The sequence below is a fragment of the Rhizobium sp. 01L419 genome (assembly GCF_056400025.1).
In genome coordinates this window covers 12,950-30,241 of the sequence record NZ_JBFTSM010000023.1, presented here as the reverse complement: position 1 = coordinate 30,241, position 17,292 = coordinate 12,950, and the positions used below count along the sequence as shown (strand labels likewise).

Annotated in this window: 14 protein-coding genes; all 14 read right to left on the bottom strand. The window is 60.5% G+C overall.

Going from position 1 to position 17,292, the window contains the following annotated elements; translation table 11 throughout:
- Nucleotides 1-2: 2 nt before the first annotated feature.
- The 14 genes from AC1DUP_RS32125 to AC1DUP_RS32060 all read right to left on the bottom strand — a co-directional run bounded on the left by AC1DUP_RS32125 (nt 3) and on the right by AC1DUP_RS32060 (nt 16,977).
- On the bottom strand, nt 3-1,727 hold the full coding sequence (locus AC1DUP_RS32125; RefSeq protein WP_477836754.1) for a M14 family zinc carboxypeptidase: 1,725 nt from the start codon (nt 1,725-1,727) through the stop codon (nt 3-5).
- On the bottom strand, nt 1,724-2,572 hold the full coding sequence (locus AC1DUP_RS32120) for an ABC transporter permease (RefSeq protein WP_113307115.1): 849 nt from the start codon (nt 2,570-2,572) through the stop codon (nt 1,724-1,726). The genes AC1DUP_RS32125 and AC1DUP_RS32120 overlap by 4 nt, the downstream gene beginning before the upstream one ends.
- Nucleotides 2,573-2,575: 3 nt before the next feature.
- Complete coding sequence (locus tag AC1DUP_RS32115; protein WP_113307114.1) at nt 2,576-3,499, bottom strand: ABC transporter permease; 924 nt, start codon at nt 3,497-3,499, stop codon at nt 2,576-2,578.
- Nucleotides 3,500-3,561: 62 nt separating this feature from the next.
- Nucleotides 3,562-5,082 carry an ABC transporter substrate-binding protein gene (locus AC1DUP_RS32110; protein ID WP_477836753.1) on the bottom strand — a complete coding sequence of 507 codons (1,521 nt, stop codon included), beginning with the start codon at nt 5,080-5,082 and terminating at the stop codon, nt 3,562-3,564.
- A gap of 38 nt (nt 5,083-5,120) precedes the next feature.
- Complete coding sequence (locus AC1DUP_RS32105) at nt 5,121-6,977, bottom strand: ABC transporter ATP-binding protein (RefSeq protein ID WP_477836752.1); 1,857 nt, start codon at nt 6,975-6,977, stop codon at nt 5,121-5,123.
- A complete protein-coding gene (locus AC1DUP_RS32100; protein WP_477836751.1) occupies nt 6,974-7,504 on the bottom strand; it encodes a winged helix DNA-binding protein in 531 nt (176 codons plus the stop codon). Before AC1DUP_RS32100 ends, AC1DUP_RS32105 begins: the two co-directional genes overlap by 4 nt.
- A gap of 186 nt (nt 7,505-7,690) precedes the next feature.
- Complete coding sequence (locus AC1DUP_RS32095) at nt 7,691-11,317, bottom strand: hydantoinase B/oxoprolinase family protein (RefSeq protein WP_477836750.1); 3,627 nt, start codon at nt 11,315-11,317, stop codon at nt 7,691-7,693.
- 233 nt (nt 11,318-11,550) lie between these two features.
- On the bottom strand, nt 11,551-12,345 hold the full coding sequence (locus AC1DUP_RS32090) for a transporter substrate-binding domain-containing protein (protein ID WP_477836749.1): 795 nt from the start codon (nt 12,343-12,345) through the stop codon (nt 11,551-11,553).
- 110 nt (nt 12,346-12,455) lie between these two features.
- A complete protein-coding gene (locus tag AC1DUP_RS32085; protein ID WP_113301738.1) occupies nt 12,456-13,184 on the bottom strand; it encodes an amino acid ABC transporter ATP-binding protein in 729 nt (242 codons plus the stop codon).
- Entirely contained in the window at nt 13,168-13,821 is a 654-nt protein-coding gene (locus AC1DUP_RS32080; protein ID WP_113307109.1) for an amino acid ABC transporter permease, read from the bottom strand. Before AC1DUP_RS32080 ends, AC1DUP_RS32085 begins: the two co-directional genes overlap by 17 nt.
- 9 nt (nt 13,822-13,830) lie before the next feature.
- Nucleotides 13,831-14,514: an amino acid ABC transporter permease gene (locus tag AC1DUP_RS32075; RefSeq protein ID WP_477836748.1), complete on the bottom strand. Its 684-nt coding sequence runs from the start codon at nt 14,512-14,514 to the stop codon at nt 13,831-13,833.
- Nucleotides 14,515-14,601: 87 nt separating this feature from the next.
- A complete protein-coding gene (kduD, locus tag AC1DUP_RS32070) occupies nt 14,602-15,357 on the bottom strand; it encodes a 2-dehydro-3-deoxy-D-gluconate 5-dehydrogenase KduD (protein WP_113307140.1) in 756 nt (251 codons plus the stop codon).
- Between the two features lie 5 nt (nt 15,358-15,362).
- Complete coding sequence (gene kduI, locus AC1DUP_RS32065; protein WP_113307108.1) at nt 15,363-16,199, bottom strand: 5-dehydro-4-deoxy-D-glucuronate isomerase; 837 nt, start codon at nt 16,197-16,199, stop codon at nt 15,363-15,365.
- Nucleotides 16,189-16,977 carry a GntR family transcriptional regulator gene (locus AC1DUP_RS32060; RefSeq protein WP_113307139.1) on the bottom strand — a complete coding sequence of 263 codons (789 nt, stop codon included), beginning with the start codon at nt 16,975-16,977 and terminating at the stop codon, nt 16,189-16,191. Before AC1DUP_RS32060 ends, kduI begins: the two co-directional genes overlap by 11 nt.
- Between the last annotated feature and the right edge of the window lie 315 nt (nt 16,978-17,292).

Here is a 17,292-nt window from a genome sequence, read left to right as displayed (position 1 = left end):
CGTCACACTGACGGAAAATCGCCCCCTGCCGCCAGCCGACGATAGGCTTCAACGGCATAGAGCACGGTGCGCGTCTGCGCGTCGTGGCAATCGACGAAGATCTGCTCGTAAACCGTCTCATCGGTCGCTTCGGTGATGATCGTCAGTGGCGCCTGATAGAGCGAGCCCACCTGTTTGAGGATCGGAACGCCGAAACGTACCTCGAAGGGCGCGTTCGGCATGTGCAGGCGCACGCAATCGATCTGCCTGGCATTGAATTCGACGAGGCTCTTGTCCTCGGCCAGACGTTTGGCCACCTCATCAAGGATCGCCTCGCCGATCGCTTCCCAGCCTGGATGCGTGCAAACGATCAGGAAGAAGCCTTTCGGAATGGTCCAGAGCTCGAAACCGCGCGGCAGGTAGCCCGACATTGGCCGCGTCCACTCATGGGAGGGATAGCCGTGCAGATTGAGATGAAGCTTGGCGGATGAGAGTTCGAGTGCCTTGCCGCGTGCTTCGCGTTCATACATCGGCGGTGGAACGGTGAAGGAGAGGTCGTCGCCGAAGGCTGTGTAACGGGCGGCGTGATGCATGTGGAACGGGTTTTCGACGATGAGCCGCTGATGCAGCTCATATCCATCGACATTCTCCACCGGCACGATAGCAAAATGCTGGTCGGGATCGGCGGCAAGCTGTTGTGCGGCGCGTAGCGCCCCGACCGGACCGCTGGTCTCATTGGCATGCTGGCCGGATGAAATCAGAACGGCTGGGCCCGGTCCCTTGTGATAACGGCCGAGCACCTCGCGGCCTTCGCGCGATAGCGCCTTGATCGGCTCACCCTCGATCTTCGCCAGTTCGCGACGGATCTGACCGATTTTCAGCGGCCGCGTTGCCGTGGCGATGTCGATATCCTCACCATTCGTTTCCTCGTGCTCGCCGAAGTCTTCGACGGTCATGACGATGCGCGGATTGCCGTCCGCACCGCGGATATCGGGAACGACCTGGCCTGGCCTTGCACCACCGCGGCCCGCCATAGCGCCCATCTCGGCATCCAGGCATTCGCGCAGGCTGAAGAACAGGTCTTCATGCATGGCTTCGCGTAGGCTAATGCTCTCGCTGCAGAAATCGAGGTCGAGATCCCTGGCCGGCAGATCGACCATGATGCGCAGCCTGTCGAAAGAGGGCTGCTTACGCCCCCATGTCTGCTGCTTGACGGCATCGACGGCCGCCAGGAACAGCGTCTCGAAATCGGTTTTCAGCCGTTCGCCCCTGTGCCAGCCACAGCAGCGCAGTACCGGCTTGCCGACATGGTCATCCTCCACGACGTTCGGCGCAAAGACGGTATATGTCTTCGTCTCCCCGGCCTTCGTCGTCAGCGAGATGTCATAGGTCAGATCGAGGGTGTTGGCGTGAAAAGCGACCTGTGCATCGCCGACGAGAACCGCCAGCGGATAGGCCTCAATCAGGAAGCGCTGCGGGTCCGCGGCCGGATGAACGGGATAACCGATCTCTACCTTGGCAAGGGAAGCGATATGCAGCTCCTCAAGGAAGAAATAGACCAGCGGCTTGTAGGAACTGCGGATCCGCGCGGTAATACCGGCGGCCGCAAGTTTTTCTTCCGCTGCCCGCCGCGAGGGCTCGTCGTCGAAGACCCAGGCTTCGACGGGCCTGCCCGGCGGGTTGGCGATCAGGTCGGAAACCAGCACGTCGAGCGTGCGCGGAATATCGAGATTGAGGATGGTGCTCATTTTTCCCTCGTCGGATCGAGATAGTCACGAAGCCAGTCACCGAGCAGATTGAGCCCGAGGACGGTAAGCATGATGGCGAAGCCCGGAAAGACGCTGACCCACCAGGCGGACTGCACATAGGTGCGCCCGTCGGCGAGCATGCCGCCCCAGCTTGGAATGGAGGCATCGACGCCGAGACCGACAAAGGTCAGGCTGCTTTCCAGCAGGATGTTGTTGGCGACGTTCAGCGTCATCAGCACGATGATCGGGCCGACGATATTCGGGAGGATATGCACGAGAATGATCCGCAGGCGCCCGACACCGATGGCGCGCGCCGACTGGATGAATTCGCGGTCGCGCAAGGAGAGCACGAGACCACGCACCAATCGGGCATATTGCACCCATTGGGCGATGATCATCAGCGAAATGAGGATCGGCAGGCCAGGGCCGACGATGGCGATGAAGGTCAGCGCCATCAGCATGAAAGGCATGGCAAGCTGGACATCCGCGATGCGCATGAGCACCATATCGGCGATACCGCGGAAGTAACCGGCAATCAGACCGGCGATCGTGCCGACGATCGTGGCACCCGCGACCGATAGCACTCCGACGATCAGCGAGATCTTGCCGCCGGCGGCAATGCGCGCCAGCACGTCCCTGCCGAGAGGATCGGTGCCGAAAATATGGTTGAGGCTGACGAAAGGCGGCAGCAGGCGGGCGCGAAGATCCATCATGTCAGCCCTGCTCCCGAAAATCACATCGGAAAAGACGACGAGCAGAACCATTCCGCCGGTGAAGAGGATGCCGAAGAGAAGTTCCAGCGGCGTGTGACGGAAGAAGGACGATTTGGCCGGGGAGGATGACATGGCTCATTTCCTCCCGATACGCGGATCGATGATGCCATAGGCAATATCGATCGCCAGGTTAATCAGGACGATTAGCAGCGCCAGCACGGTGATCGTGCCCTGCAGTACGGGATAGTCACGCGACGAAATGGCATCGAAGGCAAGGCTGCCCATGCCCGGCCAGTTGAAGACGCGCTCGACGATCACGACGCCGCCGAGCAGGTCGCCGAATTGCAGACCGACGAAGGTGAGCAGCGGAATGAGGCAGTTGCGTAGCGCGTGCTTGTAGAGCACGACCCTGTCCTTCAGCCCCTTGGCGCGGGAGACGAGGATGAATTGCGCCGACAGTGTCTCGAGCATCGACGAGCGCACGATGCGGACGTTGACCGCCGAGAGGATGAGCGCCAGCGTCAGGCAGGGCAGCACCAGGCCCGAATAGGCAAGGAAGCCGCTCGATGGCAGCCACTCCAGCTTGATCGAGAAGATCAGCACCAGCATGATCGCCAGCCAGAAATTCGGGAAGGACAGCCCGACGAGCGACAGGACGCGGACGATCTGATCCGCCCATGAGCCTGCTTTGACCGCCGCATGAATGCCGAGCGGGATCGAAATCACGAAGGACAGCAAGAGCGACAGGAAGGACAGCAAGAGGGTCGCCGGCAGCGCCTGTGCAATCAGGTCCCAGACCGGGGTGCCGCCGAAGAAGCTCTTGCCGAAGTCGCCCTTAGCGACGCCGGAGATGAAATTCAGATATTGCATGTGGAACGGCTGGTCGAGACCAAGGCCGGCACGAATATTCTGGAGATCCTGCTCGGTAACGGCAGAACCACCGCTGACGAGCATGGCCGTCGGATCGCCGGACAGCCGGATTGCATAGGAAACGAGCAGCGTGACGACGATCACGACGAAGAAAGCCTGCAAGAGGCGTTTGGCAATATAGGCTGGCATGGCGTGACCCTGCGAAGGAGATGACTGCCTGCCACAAGGCAGGCAGTCGGAGCGGGGCTCGGTTAGTCGACCGATACGTCTACGAAGCGGAAACGCACGTCCGGGGTCGGCGCCAGGTTCTTCACCCGCTTGTTGATCGCATAGAGCGTGTTGCCGTTATAGAGGGGCATCTCGAAAGCCTGGTCGGCGGCATAGGCTGCAACTTCGCCCAGGATCTTCTTGCGCTCGTCGACATTATAGGTCGAGCGCTGCGCCTCCAGCAGCTGATCCAGCTTTGCATCCTTGATGTAGGGATTCCAGAACTGACCGCTGTGATAGAGCAGGTACGCCGTGTTGTCGAAGTCGAAGGTCCAGCCACCCCATTGGAACTGGTAGAGCGAGCCGGTTTTGCCATGCGCGATGATGTCGGTGTAATAGACGTTGGTCTCATAGGACTTCAGCGAGGCATTGATGCCGACGGCCTGAAGATAGGCGGCGACCGTCTGGGCCACTTCGCGGAATGTCGCATCCGTACCGACGAAGGAAAGCTCCAGATTGGTGCCAGGCTTCACACCGGACTTGTCGAGCGCCGCCTTGGCGGCCGCGGGGTCGAAGGGCAGTGACTTCAGATTGGCATCGTAGCCGAGCGACAGCGAGCTCTGGAGGCTGGCAATCGGCTTGCCGTTGCCCTGCAGGATCTGCTCGATGATGGCGTCTCGATCGACCGCCTGGATAAGTGCCTTGCGCACCGCCGGATCCTTGGTGATACCGTCGGTATTGTTGAAGCGCAGCATGGCGACGTCAGGACCGGTAATGCTTTCCACTTCCAGCTTGGGATCGCCCTTGATCGTGTCGATCAGGCTGATCGGCACCAGCGTTGCGATATCGATACCACCCGATTGCAGTTCGGAAACCTGTGTGGCCGCTTCCGAAATGAAGCGGTAGACCAGACCGGAAATCTTCGACGCGCCACCCCAGTAATCCGGGTTGGCTTCCAGCGTCAGGCTGATCTTCGGCTTATAGTCGACGAACTTGAACGGACCTGTACCGACCGGATGCAGGTTGAAATATTCGTCGCCCTTTTCCTTGATATATGCCGGCGGCACGATCATGCCGCCATAGCCGGCAAGCTTGGTGATCAGCACCGGATCCGGGCTCTTGAGGATGAAGTCGACCGTATAGTCATCGACGATCTTCACTTCGCCAATGGAGGTGTAATTCGCCTGCTGCGGCCCCTTGGCGCCTTCCGGACCGAGCAGACGGTCGAAGGTGAACTTGACGGCAGCAGCGTTGAAGTCCTCGCCATCGTGGAATTTCACACCCTTGCGCAGCGCGAAGCGGATACGCTTGTTGTCGTCAAGGAATTCCCAGGCCGTGGCGAGGCCAGGCAGCAGCTTCAGGTCCGGGCTGCGCTGCACGAGCCCGTCGAAAATATTGCTGCCGATGCGCCCCCAGGTCAGCGTGAACGTATCGATCGGATCCCAGCTGCCATCATCGCGTTCGAGCGCGACAGTAAGCGTGCCGGCGGCATGGGCGGCGTCGATGGTTGCGGCAAGCGGCAGGACCGACATTGCGGCGGCAAAGAAGAGATTTCTATATCTCATTGTTTTAGTTCCCCAATTTTTCTTGTGCGGTTACTGTTTTATAGCGATCTGTCCTGTGGGAGGGTTTCGGACAGCTTCTGCGGCTCGGCCGCAACGAAGTGCGAGGGCGAAAAGCGGCGGTACTGCAGAAGCGCCGGTTCTTCGCCGATTTTTCGGACAGGGCTCGGTATTGCACCGGTCAAAAGCGTGGTGTCGATACTGCGATCGGGATCGGGCACAGGAATGGCCGAGAGCAGCTTGCGCGTATAGGGATGCTGCGGGTTCTCGAATATTTCCTGCCGGGCACCGATCTCGACGATCTGGCCGAGATACATGACCGCGACGCGGTGGCTGATTTTCTCGACCACAGCCATATCATGGGTGATGAACAGGTAGGACAGTCCGCGTTCCCGCTGCAATTCCAGCAGCAGGTCCAGGATCTGCGCCTGGATCGAAACGTCGAGAGCCGAAACGGATTCATCGGCGATGATCAGTTCCGGATCGCTGGCGAGCGCACGGGCAATGCAGACACGCTGGCGCTGACCGCCCGAGAGCTCGTGCGGAAAACGTGTTTTGTAGTCGTGCGGCAGTCCGACACGATCGAGCAGGGCAAGCGTTCGGGCTGCGACCGCCGCCTTGTCCGGCTGCAGCTTGTGAACGATCATCGGTTCGGCGATGCTGGCGCCAACCCTCTGGCGTGGATCGAGCGCTGCGTAGGGGTCCTGGAAAATATATTGAATTTTCTGCAGCAGCGAACGCTTCTCGCGCGGGTCCATCTCGGCGACATCGCGGCCTCGGAAGCGTATCTTGCCGCCCGTCGGCATCATGATCTGTTGTAGCATGCGCCCGGTGGTGGACTTGCCGCTACCGGATTCGCCGACCAGCGCCAGCGTCTCACCGGCGGCAATCTCGAAGGAGATGCCTTCAACCGCGTGGATACGGTGCGTCAGGCGGCCGAACAGGGTCCTACGGGCAGCAAAGCGCGCTGTCAGGCCATCGACCTGCAGCAATGGCGGCTTGCTGTCGGAACGGACGGCCTCCAATGCTTCGCTGTTGGGCGAAGCTTTTCCCGACATGCTGCCGAGGCGCGGCACGGCTGCGAGCAGGGTTTGCGTATAGGGATGCTGCGGATTGGAAAACAGCGTCCGCACCGGCGCCTCCTCCTGCTTTTCGCCGTGACGCAGGACGACCACATCGTCAGCCATTTCGGCAACGACGCCCATGTCATGGGTGATGAAGATCACTGCCATGCCGAGTTCGCGCTGCAGCTCGCGGATCGTATTGAGGATCTGCGCCTGAATTGTCACATCGAGAGCGGTGGTCGGCTCGTCGGCAATCAGCAACTTGGGACGGCAGGAGAGCGCCATGGCGATCATCACACGCTGGCGCATGCCGCCGGACAATTGATGCGGATAACGCTTCATCATCGCATCGGCGTCGGGAATGCGAACCTTATCCAGCATGTCGCGCGCGATGCGATTGGCTTCAATGCGCGTGGTCTTCTGGTGCAGAAGAATGGCTTCGACAATCTGATCGCCGATCGAAAAGACCGGATCGAGGGACGTCATCGGCTCCTGGAAGATCATGGCGATCTCCCCTCCCCGGATCTGCCGGATGCGATCAGGGCTGGCGGTGACCAGATCGATCGGCCCGTTGCGGCTCTGGAAGAGGATTTCGCCGCCGCTGATGCGGCCGCCCGAAAAATCGGTAAGGCGCATGATCGCCCTAGAGGTCACCGATTTTCCTGAACCGGATTCACCGACGATCGCAAGCGTCTTGCCCGCCTTGACATTGAAACTCAGCGATTTGACAGCCTGAAACTGACCGGACCTGAAGTCGACGGACAGTGAGCGAACCGAGAGGATGGCGGGGTTGGTGGGGTTGGCGGCGCTGCTGCTCTCGGTCGATCTACTCATAAGGTTGCCGCCGACCTCGCTGCCTGTTCGTAGTATCCCGACAGAGCTCTCAGATGGGAGGCAATGCCGGAGAGTTCATCCTGTGAAAGGCCCGAGAGTTTTGTCGCCTCCACTAGCAATCGTTCGCGGATTTCCGAATAGCGCGTCAGCGCTTCCAGCCCCTTGTCGGTGACCTGGATCACCTTTTCCTTGCCGGATTTCCCGGTCTTCACCAGACCGGCCGCATCAAGCTTCTTGACTGCATAATTAGCGACATGCGTGTCTTCGATGTCGAGCACGAGGCAGAGATCAGACAGCGTCTTCGGACGGCCGCGATGGCGCACCGAATGGATGATCAGGATCTCCACCGGCGAGAGGCTCGGCGCGCCGGCGGCAGCCATGCAGCGCACCATCCAGCGGTTAAAAGCATGAGAAAAAAGGATCGATCCATATTCAAGTTCGGAGAGGGCCGGAGAACTGCCGAGCGCCAGATGGGCGGACGACACGATCAATTCGCGGGGAGCTTTTCGTTCCTTCGGTTTATCCAATGAACTCTCTCATCTCAGAACTGAAGTACGTGTGGCAGGTTAGCCCGAAGCGATAATTTGTCAACAAATTATCGCTAAGATTCCTCTATTCTGCCGCCGTTTCTCCGACCTTATTTTCCAACGCGTTCGGCATATAGGAACGCATTGCTATTGCATTGATTTTAAATCGTTTTAGCCGAGTGCACTTCAAGCATCGGATGGTCCGTATCCGCCCCCTGTTGGCGTCACGACCGTAAAGGCTTCGCCGGCTTCCAGCACCGTATGAGCGGCACCAATCAACTCATCGACCCTACCGTCGTTGCGCCGAACATAGTTGCGGCCGGTCTGCCCGGGCTCGCCACCTTTCAGGCCGAAGGGCGCGATGCGGCGATGGCCGGAGAGAACGGCAAATTCCAGCCTCTCGAGCGTGCGGATCGTGCGCTGGGTGCCGTTGCCGGCATGCCACTGACCGCGGCCGCCGGAATCCGGCCGGATATGGAAATCTTCGAGCACCACAGGGAAGCGGCTCTCCAGGATTTCCGGATCGGTCAAACGCGAATTGGTCATGTGTGTATGCACGGCGTCCGCGCCATGGAAGCCGGGGCCGGCGGGGGCACCAGAACAGATGGTTTCGTAATATTGATATTTGTCGTTGCCGAAGGTCAGGTTGTTCATCGTCCCCTGCGCCGCGGCCATGGCACCGACGGCGCCGATCAGGCAATTGGTGACCGCCTGGCTGACTTCGACATTACCGGCGACGACGGCTGCCGGGTATGCCGGCGTCAGCATCGTGCCATCGGGAATGACGATACGGATCGGTCGCAGGCAGCCGGCATTCATCGGAATATCCGCCTCGACAAGCACGCGGAAAACGTAGAGCACAGCCGCCCGCGTGACCGGTGCCGGCGCGTTGAAATTGTCCGACCTCTGCGCAGACGTGCCGGTAAAATCGACCGTCGCCTCGCGCTTGTCCCTGTTGATGGAGATCTTGACGACGATCTTGCAGCCCTGATCCATCTCGTAGGAAAACTCGCCATCGGGCAGGCGGTCGAGCACCCGGCGCACGCTTTCGGCGGCGTTGTCCTGCACATGGCCCATATAGGCGTCGACGACATCCTCGCCGAAGTGCACAATCATCTTCTTGAGTTCCGCCACACCCTTTTCATTGGCGGCGACCTGCGCCTTCAGGTCGTTGACGTTCTGCGCCAGCGTGCGCACCGGATAGCGCGCACCGGTGAGCAGGTCGGCAAGCGCGTCCTCGCGAAAAAGGCCGCGATCGAGCAGCTTGAAATTGTCGATATAGACGCCTTCTTCCTCGATATGCGTCGCAAGCGGCGACATGGAACCGGGCGAGATGCCGCCGATATCGGCGTGGTGACCACGGCTCGCGACCCAGAAGCGGATGCGCGTGCCGAAATCGTCGAAGACAGGCGTGCAGACGGTAAGGTCAGGCAGATGCGTGCCGCCATTGTAGGGCGCGTTGATCAGGAAGACATCGCCCGGATGAATGACCGGATTTTCGCGGATGGCGGTCGCCACGGACGCATCCATGGAGCCGAGATGCACGGGCATGTGCGGCGCGTTGGCAACGAGATTGCCTTCCGCATCGAAGACTGCGCAGGAGAAATCAAGCCGCTCCTTGATGTTGACGGAATAAGCGGTGTTCTGCAGCGTCACGCCCATCTGCTCGGCAATCGACATGAAGAGATTGTTGAAGATCTCCAGCATGACCGGATCGGCCTTGGTGCCGATGGCCGTGCGCTGCGGCAAGGCCTTAATGCGGGTCAGCACGACGTGATCGCGCGCCGTCAGCCTCGCCTGCCAGCCATCCTCGACGACGATGGTCTGGTTCGGCTCGATGATGATGGCCGGTCCGGTGACCGTCTGGCCGGGGATGATGCCGTCGCGCAGAACGACCGCCGCATCGTGGCTATTGCCCTGCGAATGAAAGGTGGTCCGGCGAACGGCCAGGGCTTCGCCCTTGCCCGTCTCACCCCGATCGACATCGATCTCGGCCGCCGCACCGCCGATGCATTCGACCTCGACGGCTTCCACGACCAACGGCTTGTCCTCGGCGACGAAACCGAAACGGCGCTTGTGCAGCACCTCGAATTCCTTGCGAAGGCGCGCCGCATCATCCCCTTGCGGGAAGAGCGCCTCGACCGCGAGCAGCGTATCGGTTCCGGCGTAGCGGATATGCGCACGAAGCACCGTCTTGATCTTGCCGGCCTCCACGCCCTGCGCAACCAGTTCCGGGAGACCTTCAGCCTGCAACTGCAGCCCGAGGGCGGCAATCGCTGCGGGAGCCTCTCCGTCGAGCGGCACGCCGAGCGCCTTCTGGCGCGTGGAACGGATATCGGCCAAGCCCATGCCATAGGCCGAAAGCAGCCCGGACATCGGATGCAGCAGGATGCTCTTCATGCCCAGCGCATCGGCCACCAGACAGGCATGCTGGCCGCCGGCGCCACCGAAGCAGTTGAGCGCATAACGCGTCACGTCATAACCGCGCTGAACGGAGATCTTCTTGATCGCCTCGACCATATTGGCAACGGCGATGCGGATGAACCCATCCGCCACTTCTTCCGGGCTGCGCCCATCACCGATTTCGACTGCAAGTTCGGCAAATTCCTTCCGTACCGTTTCGACATCCAGCGGCTGGTCCTGGTTCGAGCCGAAGATCGCCGGGAAGAATTCCGGCAACAGCTTGCCCGCCATGACATTGGCGTCGGTTACCGCAAGCGGCCCGCCATTCCGGTAGCAGGCCGGCCCCGGATAGGCTCCGGCGGAATCTGGCCCGACGCGGAAGCGGCCGCCGTCGAAATGCAGGATCGAACCGCCACCGGCTGCCACCGTATGAATGAGCATCATCGGTGCGCGAACGCGAACGCCGGCAACTTCGGTTTCGAAGGCCCGCTCGTACTCGCCGTCAAAATGCGCGACATCTGTCGAGGTGCCGCCCATATCGAAGCCGATCACATGGCCGAAACCTGCCTGCTCGCCGGTTTTGGCAAGACCGACGACGCCGCCGGCCGGGCCTGACAGGATGGCGTCCTTGCCCTGAAACATATCGGCGGCGGTCAGACCGCCTGACGACATCATGAACATGACGCGGGCACCTGTGCGGACCACATCGAGTTCATCGGAAACCTGGCGCACATAGCGGCCGAGCACCGGCGAGAGATAGGCATCGACAACGGTCGTATCGCCGCGGCCGACCAGCTTGATCAGCGGCGAGACTTCGTGGCTGACGGAGACCTGCTCGAAACCGATGGCGCGGGCAATGCGCGCAGCCGCTGCCTCATGCTCGGGATATTTATAGGCATGCATGAAGACGATCGCGACGGCGCGGTATCCCTTGGCGCGCAGATTGCGGAGCGCCGTTTCCGTTGCCGCCTCATCGAGCTCTATCTCGACCGTGCCGTCGGCCAGCACGCGCTCGTTCAGCTCGACCACGTCCTGATAGAGCGCTTCCGGTTTGATGATTTCGGTCGCGAAGATATTCTTGCGTTCCTGGTAGCCGATGCGCAGAGCGTCGCGAAAACCCTTCGTGGTGATCAGGGCCAGACGCTCACCCTTACGCTCCAGCAACGCATTGGTGGCGACCGTGGTGCCCATGCGCACCTCGCCGATCAGCCCCACCGGGATCGCCTCACCGGCCGTCAGGCCGAGATGCTGCCGGATCCCATGAACAGCGGCATCACGATAGGCGTCCGGATTTTCAGAGAGCACCTTTCGGGCGTGCAACGCGCCGGACGGGTCGCGTCCGACGATATCCGTGAAGGTGCCCCCACGATCGATCCAGAAATCCCAGTTACCAGCCGCAGTACCCGACAAAATCGCCTCCGACGTTCGTTTGGAATATCACTAAGAAATTATCGATAAATCGTCAACGTTTTGTAGAAGGCCAAATCGACGCTGGGTGCGATTTGTGAAGGGCGTAGCACAGGCAGGATTTTTAAGCCCAAAAAATCGAACGCCGCGGCCTGATGGACCGCGGCGAGAAGATCAGCCGAAATGACGCTATTATAGAGGGCTGGCGGTTGATGAGGCCGGCCTGACTACTCTCCTCAACGGGAGGTCAGGTCATCAGGCAGCGCAGCATTATGGTACTTGCTATAGATGTCGCGCAGCACCTTGTTGTCGAAGTTGGTCTTCACCCACTGGTCGAGCCACGCCTTCAGATTGGCTTCGCCCTTGGGTATGCCGATGCCGAGGTTCGTTTCCTTCTGCGTGAACTTCACTTGCAGCGGATGGTCGGCCATCTTCTTGTTGATGCCGTTGATGACGGCCGACTGGCTGGAAACGGTATCGACCTGGCCGGATACGACTGATGTGATCAGCGTTGCGTCATCCTCGAAGCGGACGATATCGGCACCCTTTGCATTGGCAGTGATATCCTGGTCGTTCGTCGTGGCACGGGTAACGCCAACGCGCTTGCCGTCAAGATCGGCATAATTCTTGATCTCGATGCTCGGCGGCGCTGCGACGACGAGAGCGAGCGTCGCATAGGGGACGGAATAGTCGATCGCCTTCTTGCGCTCTTCGGTGATACCGAGCGAGGAGACGACCATGTCGGCCTTGCCCGTCTGCACCGAGGGAACGCGGGCAGCGTTGGTGATTTCCACCAGCTCGAGCTCGACGCCAAGATCCTTGGCGATCAGCTTGGCGGTCTCGACGTCCGAGCCTGACGGCTTCAGGTTCTCATCGACGAAGGAATATTCCGGAATGCCCATCGCCACGGCGATACGCACCTTGCCCGCCTTCTTGATGTTGTCGAGTACATCGGCATGCGCAACGCTCGCCAATGCCAGCAGCCCTGCGCCGGCCAAAAGTGCCAGTTTCGAAATCATTGTCTTCGGCATGTTCCAAGTCTCCTCTACCTGATTGCCTCTGCCCGCTCTTTGTCGGGCCTCCTCTGAAACCCGCACCGGTCCATCCGGCGCAGGCAGTTCCCTCCCGCACTTGGCGAGGTCTAAAGCTCTGCAGCCATGAACTCCTTGAGTTCCGGCGTCTGCGGATTGCTCAGGATATCCGCACCACCCGTCTCCCAGACCTTGCCGGTGTGCATGTAAATGACGCGGTTGGCGGCGCGCTTGGCAAAACCCATCTCGTGGGTGACGACGATCATCGTCATGCCACCACGGGCGAGATCTTCCATGACGCGCAGCACCTCGCCCGTCAGCTTCGGGTCGAGCGCCGAGGTCACCTCGTCGAACAGCATCACCTTCGGCTGCATGGCAAGCGAACGGGCGATCGCCACACGCTGCTGCTGGCCGCCGGACAGTTGCTCGGGATAGGCATCGATCTTTTCCGAAAGGCCGACCTTGGCGAGCACCTGCTTGGCGATCTCGAAAGCCTGATCCTTGCGGATGCCCTTCACGCGGCGCAGTGCCAGCATGATGTTTTCGGCGACTGTCATATGCGGGAAGAGATTGTAGCTCTGGAACACCATGCCGATGTCGCGCCGCAGGGTTCTGAGATCGAGCTTCGGATCCTCGACGCGGTGGCCGCAGACTTCGATCGAACCGTCCTGGATCGTCTCCAGCCGGTTGATGCAGCGCAGCGCCGTGCTCTTGCCGGAGCCGGACTGGCCGATCAGCGCAACCACTTCGCCGGCATTGATCTCGAAGGAGACGCCCTTCAGCACCTCCAGAGCGCCGAAGCGCTTGACGACATTGGTGAGCTTAACGGCGACCGACATTGAGTTTCCTCTCGAGAGAGCGGCTCCAGACCGACAGCGGGTAGCAGACGGCGAAATAGAGAAGCGCCGCGATACCGAAGACCAGGAAGGGCTGGAACAGGGAGTTGTTGATGACCTGTGCCGCTCGGGTCAGCTCCAGGAAGCCGACGACCGAGGCGAGCGAGGTGTTCTTGACGAGCTGGACGAGGAAGCCGACCGTCGGCGGCGTGGCGATCTTCAGCGCCTGCGGCAAGATCACATCCCTCAACGCCTGCCAGCGCGTCAGGCCGAGGCACTCGGCCGCTTCGAACTGGGTACGCGAGATGGATTCGACCGAGCCGCGCCAGATTTCGCCGAGATAGGAACTCGAATAGATCATCATGCCGAGACCGGCCGCCACCAGCGCCGGCACGGAAATGTTGATCACCCCGAGGCCGAAATAGAGGATGAACATCTGGATCAAGAGCGGCGTGCCCTGGACCAGTTGGATGTAAATAAGGGCGGCGCGCCGCAGCCACAGGAAGCGCGAGATGCGGCATAGCATGACGAAAAAGCCCGCAATGCCGCCAAGCAGGAAGGCGAGAGCGGATAGCACGACGGTCCAGACAAGACCGTCAAGCAGATAGATCAGATGATTGAAGGAAAACCCACCGAGCATGACCGACCCCTATAGCGACGTGCCGAGCCGGCGACGGCGCGGGAAAGCGATGAGACCGATGCCGTAGAAGCCGGCCCGCATCAGATAGGTGATGGCGATATAGAGGACAGCGACGACCATATAGGTTTCCAGCGAGCGGAACGTGTTCGACTGGATGTTGTTGGCAACACCCGTCAGCTCTTCTGCTGATATCTGCGAGGCGATCGAGGTCGACAGCATCATCAGGATGAACTGGCTGGAGAGCGCCGGATAGACTCGTTCGATGGCCGGCAAGAGGATGATATCGCGGTAGATCTGCAGCTTCGACAGGCCAAGCGCTTCGGCGGCCTCGATCTGGCTCGGATGAATGGAGTCCATGCCGGCGCGTACGATCTCGGCCGTATAGGCGCCGACATTGATGACCATGGCGAAGACAGCGGCAGCGATGATCGGCAGGCGGAAGCCGATCGAGGAAAGCCCGAAGAAAATGAAGAAGATCTGCACGATAAAGGGCGTGTTGCGTACTGTCTCGACATAGATGCTGACGAGGGTGCGGAGCGGGCCGATGTTCGAGCGGCGGGCAATGGCACAGGCAACGCCGATGACAAGACCGATGATGACCGAAAAGACGGTGATCTCGATCGTGACGAGCGCGCCCGACAGGAAATCGCCCCAATAGGGCAAAAGGGCCGCAAAATCGAACTGGTACTGCATGTCCTCCTCCATTCCGGCCGTGTCAACTCCTTTGACGCGACCCCGCTTTCCCGTGGGAAAGCGTCATTTGTCCTCATGGCCGTCGCGTCAGCGCGCCAGCCAGCCTCCGTCGACCGGCAGCACGGTGCCGTGCACGTAGTCGGATGCTGATGATGCCAGGAACACCGCGGCACCGCCGATATCGCCTGGCTCACCCCAGCGGCCGGCCGGAATGCGGGCAAGGATGCTCGCATTGCGATCGGCATCTTCGCGCAGTGCCGTCGTGTTGTTGGTGACGAAATAGCCGGGCGCGATGGCATTGACGTTCACGCCCTTGCCGGCCCATTCACAGGCAAGTAGCCGCGTCAGTCCCGCAAGACCGCTCTTCGAGGCCGTGTAGGACGGAATGCGGATGCCGCCCTGAAAGGAGAGCAGCGAAGCGATATTGATGATCTTGCCGCGCGCCTGTTCGAGCATATGGCGGGCGGCGGCCTGAGACAGGAAGAAAGCCGTCTTCAGGTTGACGTTCATCACCGCATCCCAATCTTCCTCGGTGAAATCGATCGCATCAGCGCGGCGGATTATGCCGGCGTTGTTGATGAGGATGTCGAGCCTACCAAAACGCTCCAACGCCTCTGCAACGATCGGCTTGGCCGGCTCGATCGTGCCGAGATCGGCCTTGATGACGTGGAATTTCGCACCCGCCTTCGTCACCATCGCTTCCGTCTCATCCATCGACGAGCGGCCGACGGCGACGATCGACGCACCGGCTTGCGCCAATGCAGCGGCGATCCCCTGCCCGATGCCGGTATTGGCACCGGTGACGACGGCGGTTTTTCCCGAGAGGTCGAAAAGAGCCTGCATCGTCATCACCTCAGATCGCCGATGGCGACATGGTCCATGTCGGTGAAGCTCTTGTTGTCGCCGGCCATCGCCCAGATGAAGCTGTAGTTCTTGGTGCCGGCGCCCGAATGGATCGACCAGGGCGGCGAAATGATCGCCTGCTCGTTGGCGACGAGCATATGGCGCGTCTCACGCGGCTCGCCCATGAAATGGAAGACACGCTGGTCGGCATCGAGATCGAAATAGAGATAGGCTTCCATGCGCCGGTCATGCGTGTGGCTCGGCATGGTGTTCCAGATGCTGCCGGTCTCCAGGCTGGTGAAGCCCATTGTCAGCTGGCAGGACTGGCAAACCTCGGGATGAATATACTGGTAGATGGAACGCTTGTTGGCGGTCGCCGCCTCGCCCGGCGTCAGATGCCGCGCCTTGTCGCGCGTCAGAAGCACGGTCGGGTGGCTGGCATGAGCCGGCGTTGAAACCAGGTAGAATTTTGCCGGACTGCCGGCATCCACACTTTCAAAGCGGACATCGACAACGCCCCTGCCGATATAGAGGCAATCATACTTCGCCAGAGCGTAAACCGTGCCGTCGACGATCACGCGGCCCGAACTACCGACATTCAGCACGCCGAGTTCACGTTCAGCCAGAAACGTCTCCTGGCCGATCGCCTTTGGCGCCGTGAGTGCGAGGCCCGTGCCGAGCGGCGCGGCACCGCCGATGACCATACGGTCATAGTGGGAATAGGTAAGCCTGATCTCGTCAGGTGCAAACACCGTCTCGACCAAGAAGTGACGCCGTAGCGTGTCCGTATCGAAGCCTCTGACTGCTTCTTGATGGGAGGCGTGTCGTACGTCAATCTGCATTGGAATGATCCTTCTCTCCTCCGGATGCCACCATCTGCGGGGCATCCTCAATGAAATAGGCTGGGTCGAGCATCTCGGCCTTTTCGACTTCGTGCAGCAGCTTGCCGAGATGGAACCCCATGGCGGCCTTGGCCCCTTCCTCGTCGCCGTTGCGCATGCAATCGATGACCGCGGCATGTTCCTCGATGACGCGCGTCAGGCGGCCCTGCTGAGGCAGCGTCAGCAGGCGATAACGGTCACTGTGAACCTTGACCTGCTGGATGATTGCCCAGATGCCGGGAAACCCGGCGATGCTGCTGATGAGCTGGTGGAAATCATTGTCGATGACGTGGAAGCTCGCCACATCGCCTTCACGGTGGCAGGCATCCAGATCAGCAAGATTACGCTCCAGTGCCCTGAGGCCGGCCGGCGTCATCTTCTCGACGGCGATCGAAACCGTTGTGTCCTCCAGCGCCTTGCGCACGAGGATTGCCTCATAAAGCGCGCGGCGCGGAATGCGGGAAACGAAAGTGCCGGATTGCGGAAAGACGTCGACCAGGCCGTCATCGGAAAGCCGGATGATCGCCTCACGAATCGGCGTGCGGCTGACACCGAACTGCGCCTCCAACTCCTTCTCGTTCAGGAGTTCCATCGGCTTGCGACGCAGCGAGACGATATCGTCGAGAAGCGCATCATAGACCAGGGTCGCCGCCCGCGGGGCAGCCGCCCGCTGATGCGAAAGCACCGTGACCCCCTGCAGGGAGCGCTTCTTGCGCACGGTTGCGGAGGGCGAATTCATCGCATTCCTTCCAAGAAGCAGATCAGCAATCGCGCGTTTGAAATCATCGGGAACCGCCTCCACTCGGCCTGATGAAGAAAGTAATATATTAGTATCCAACTTCTGGCAAGCGCGTCGATAAGCCGTCTTTGCGATTGTGGAAAACGAGACCGAGGTGGGAATACGCCAAGCCAAAAAGGAAGAGGGTGTGACGCGATCTGTTCCAGCGATTCTCGCGAACCATCTGCAACAAGTGAATGGTGGTCCGCGTTCTCAGCCGATGGCCCTTCGAATGAAAAGCGCAACCATGGCGCGACTACACCACGCCATCATTCC

Coding starts and splice junctions, on each gene's coding strand:
- AC1DUP_RS32125 (WP_477836754.1), bottom strand. CDS start 1,727: ATGAGCACCATCCTCAATCTCGATATTCCGCGCACGCTCGACGTGCTG.
- AC1DUP_RS32120 (WP_113307115.1), bottom strand. CDS start 2,572: ATGTCATCCTCCCCGGCCAAATCGTCCTTCTTCCGTCACACGCCGCTG.
- AC1DUP_RS32115 (WP_113307114.1), bottom strand. CDS start 3,499: ATGCCAGCCTATATTGCCAAACGCCTCTTGCAGGCTTTCTTCGTCGTG.
- AC1DUP_RS32110 (WP_477836753.1), bottom strand. CDS start 5,082: ATGAGATATAGAAATCTCTTCTTTGCCGCCGCAATGTCGGTCCTGCCG.
- AC1DUP_RS32105 (WP_477836752.1), bottom strand. CDS start 6,977: ATGAGTAGATCGACCGAGAGCAGCAGCGCCGCCAACCCCACCAACCCC.
- AC1DUP_RS32090 (WP_477836749.1), bottom strand. CDS start 12,345: ATGCCGAAGACAATGATTTCGAAACTGGCACTTTTGGCCGGCGCAGGG.
- AC1DUP_RS32085 (WP_113301738.1), bottom strand. CDS start 13,184: ATGTCGGTCGCCGTTAAGCTCACCAATGTCGTCAAGCGCTTCGGCGCT.
- AC1DUP_RS32080 (WP_113307109.1), bottom strand. CDS start 13,821: ATGCTCGGTGGGTTTTCCTTCAATCATCTGATCTATCTGCTTGACGGT.
- AC1DUP_RS32075 (WP_477836748.1), bottom strand. CDS start 14,514: ATGCAGTACCAGTTCGATTTTGCGGCCCTTTTGCCCTATTGGGGCGAT.
- kduD (WP_113307140.1), bottom strand. CDS start 15,357: ATGCAGGCTCTTTTCGACCTCTCGGGAAAAACCGCCGTCGTCACCGGT.
- kduI (WP_113307108.1), bottom strand. CDS start 16,199: ATGCAGATTGACGTACGACACGCCTCCCATCAAGAAGCAGTCAGAGGC.
- AC1DUP_RS32060 (WP_113307139.1), bottom strand. CDS start 16,977: ATGAATTCGCCCTCCGCAACCGTGCGCAAGAAGCGCTCCCTGCAGGGG.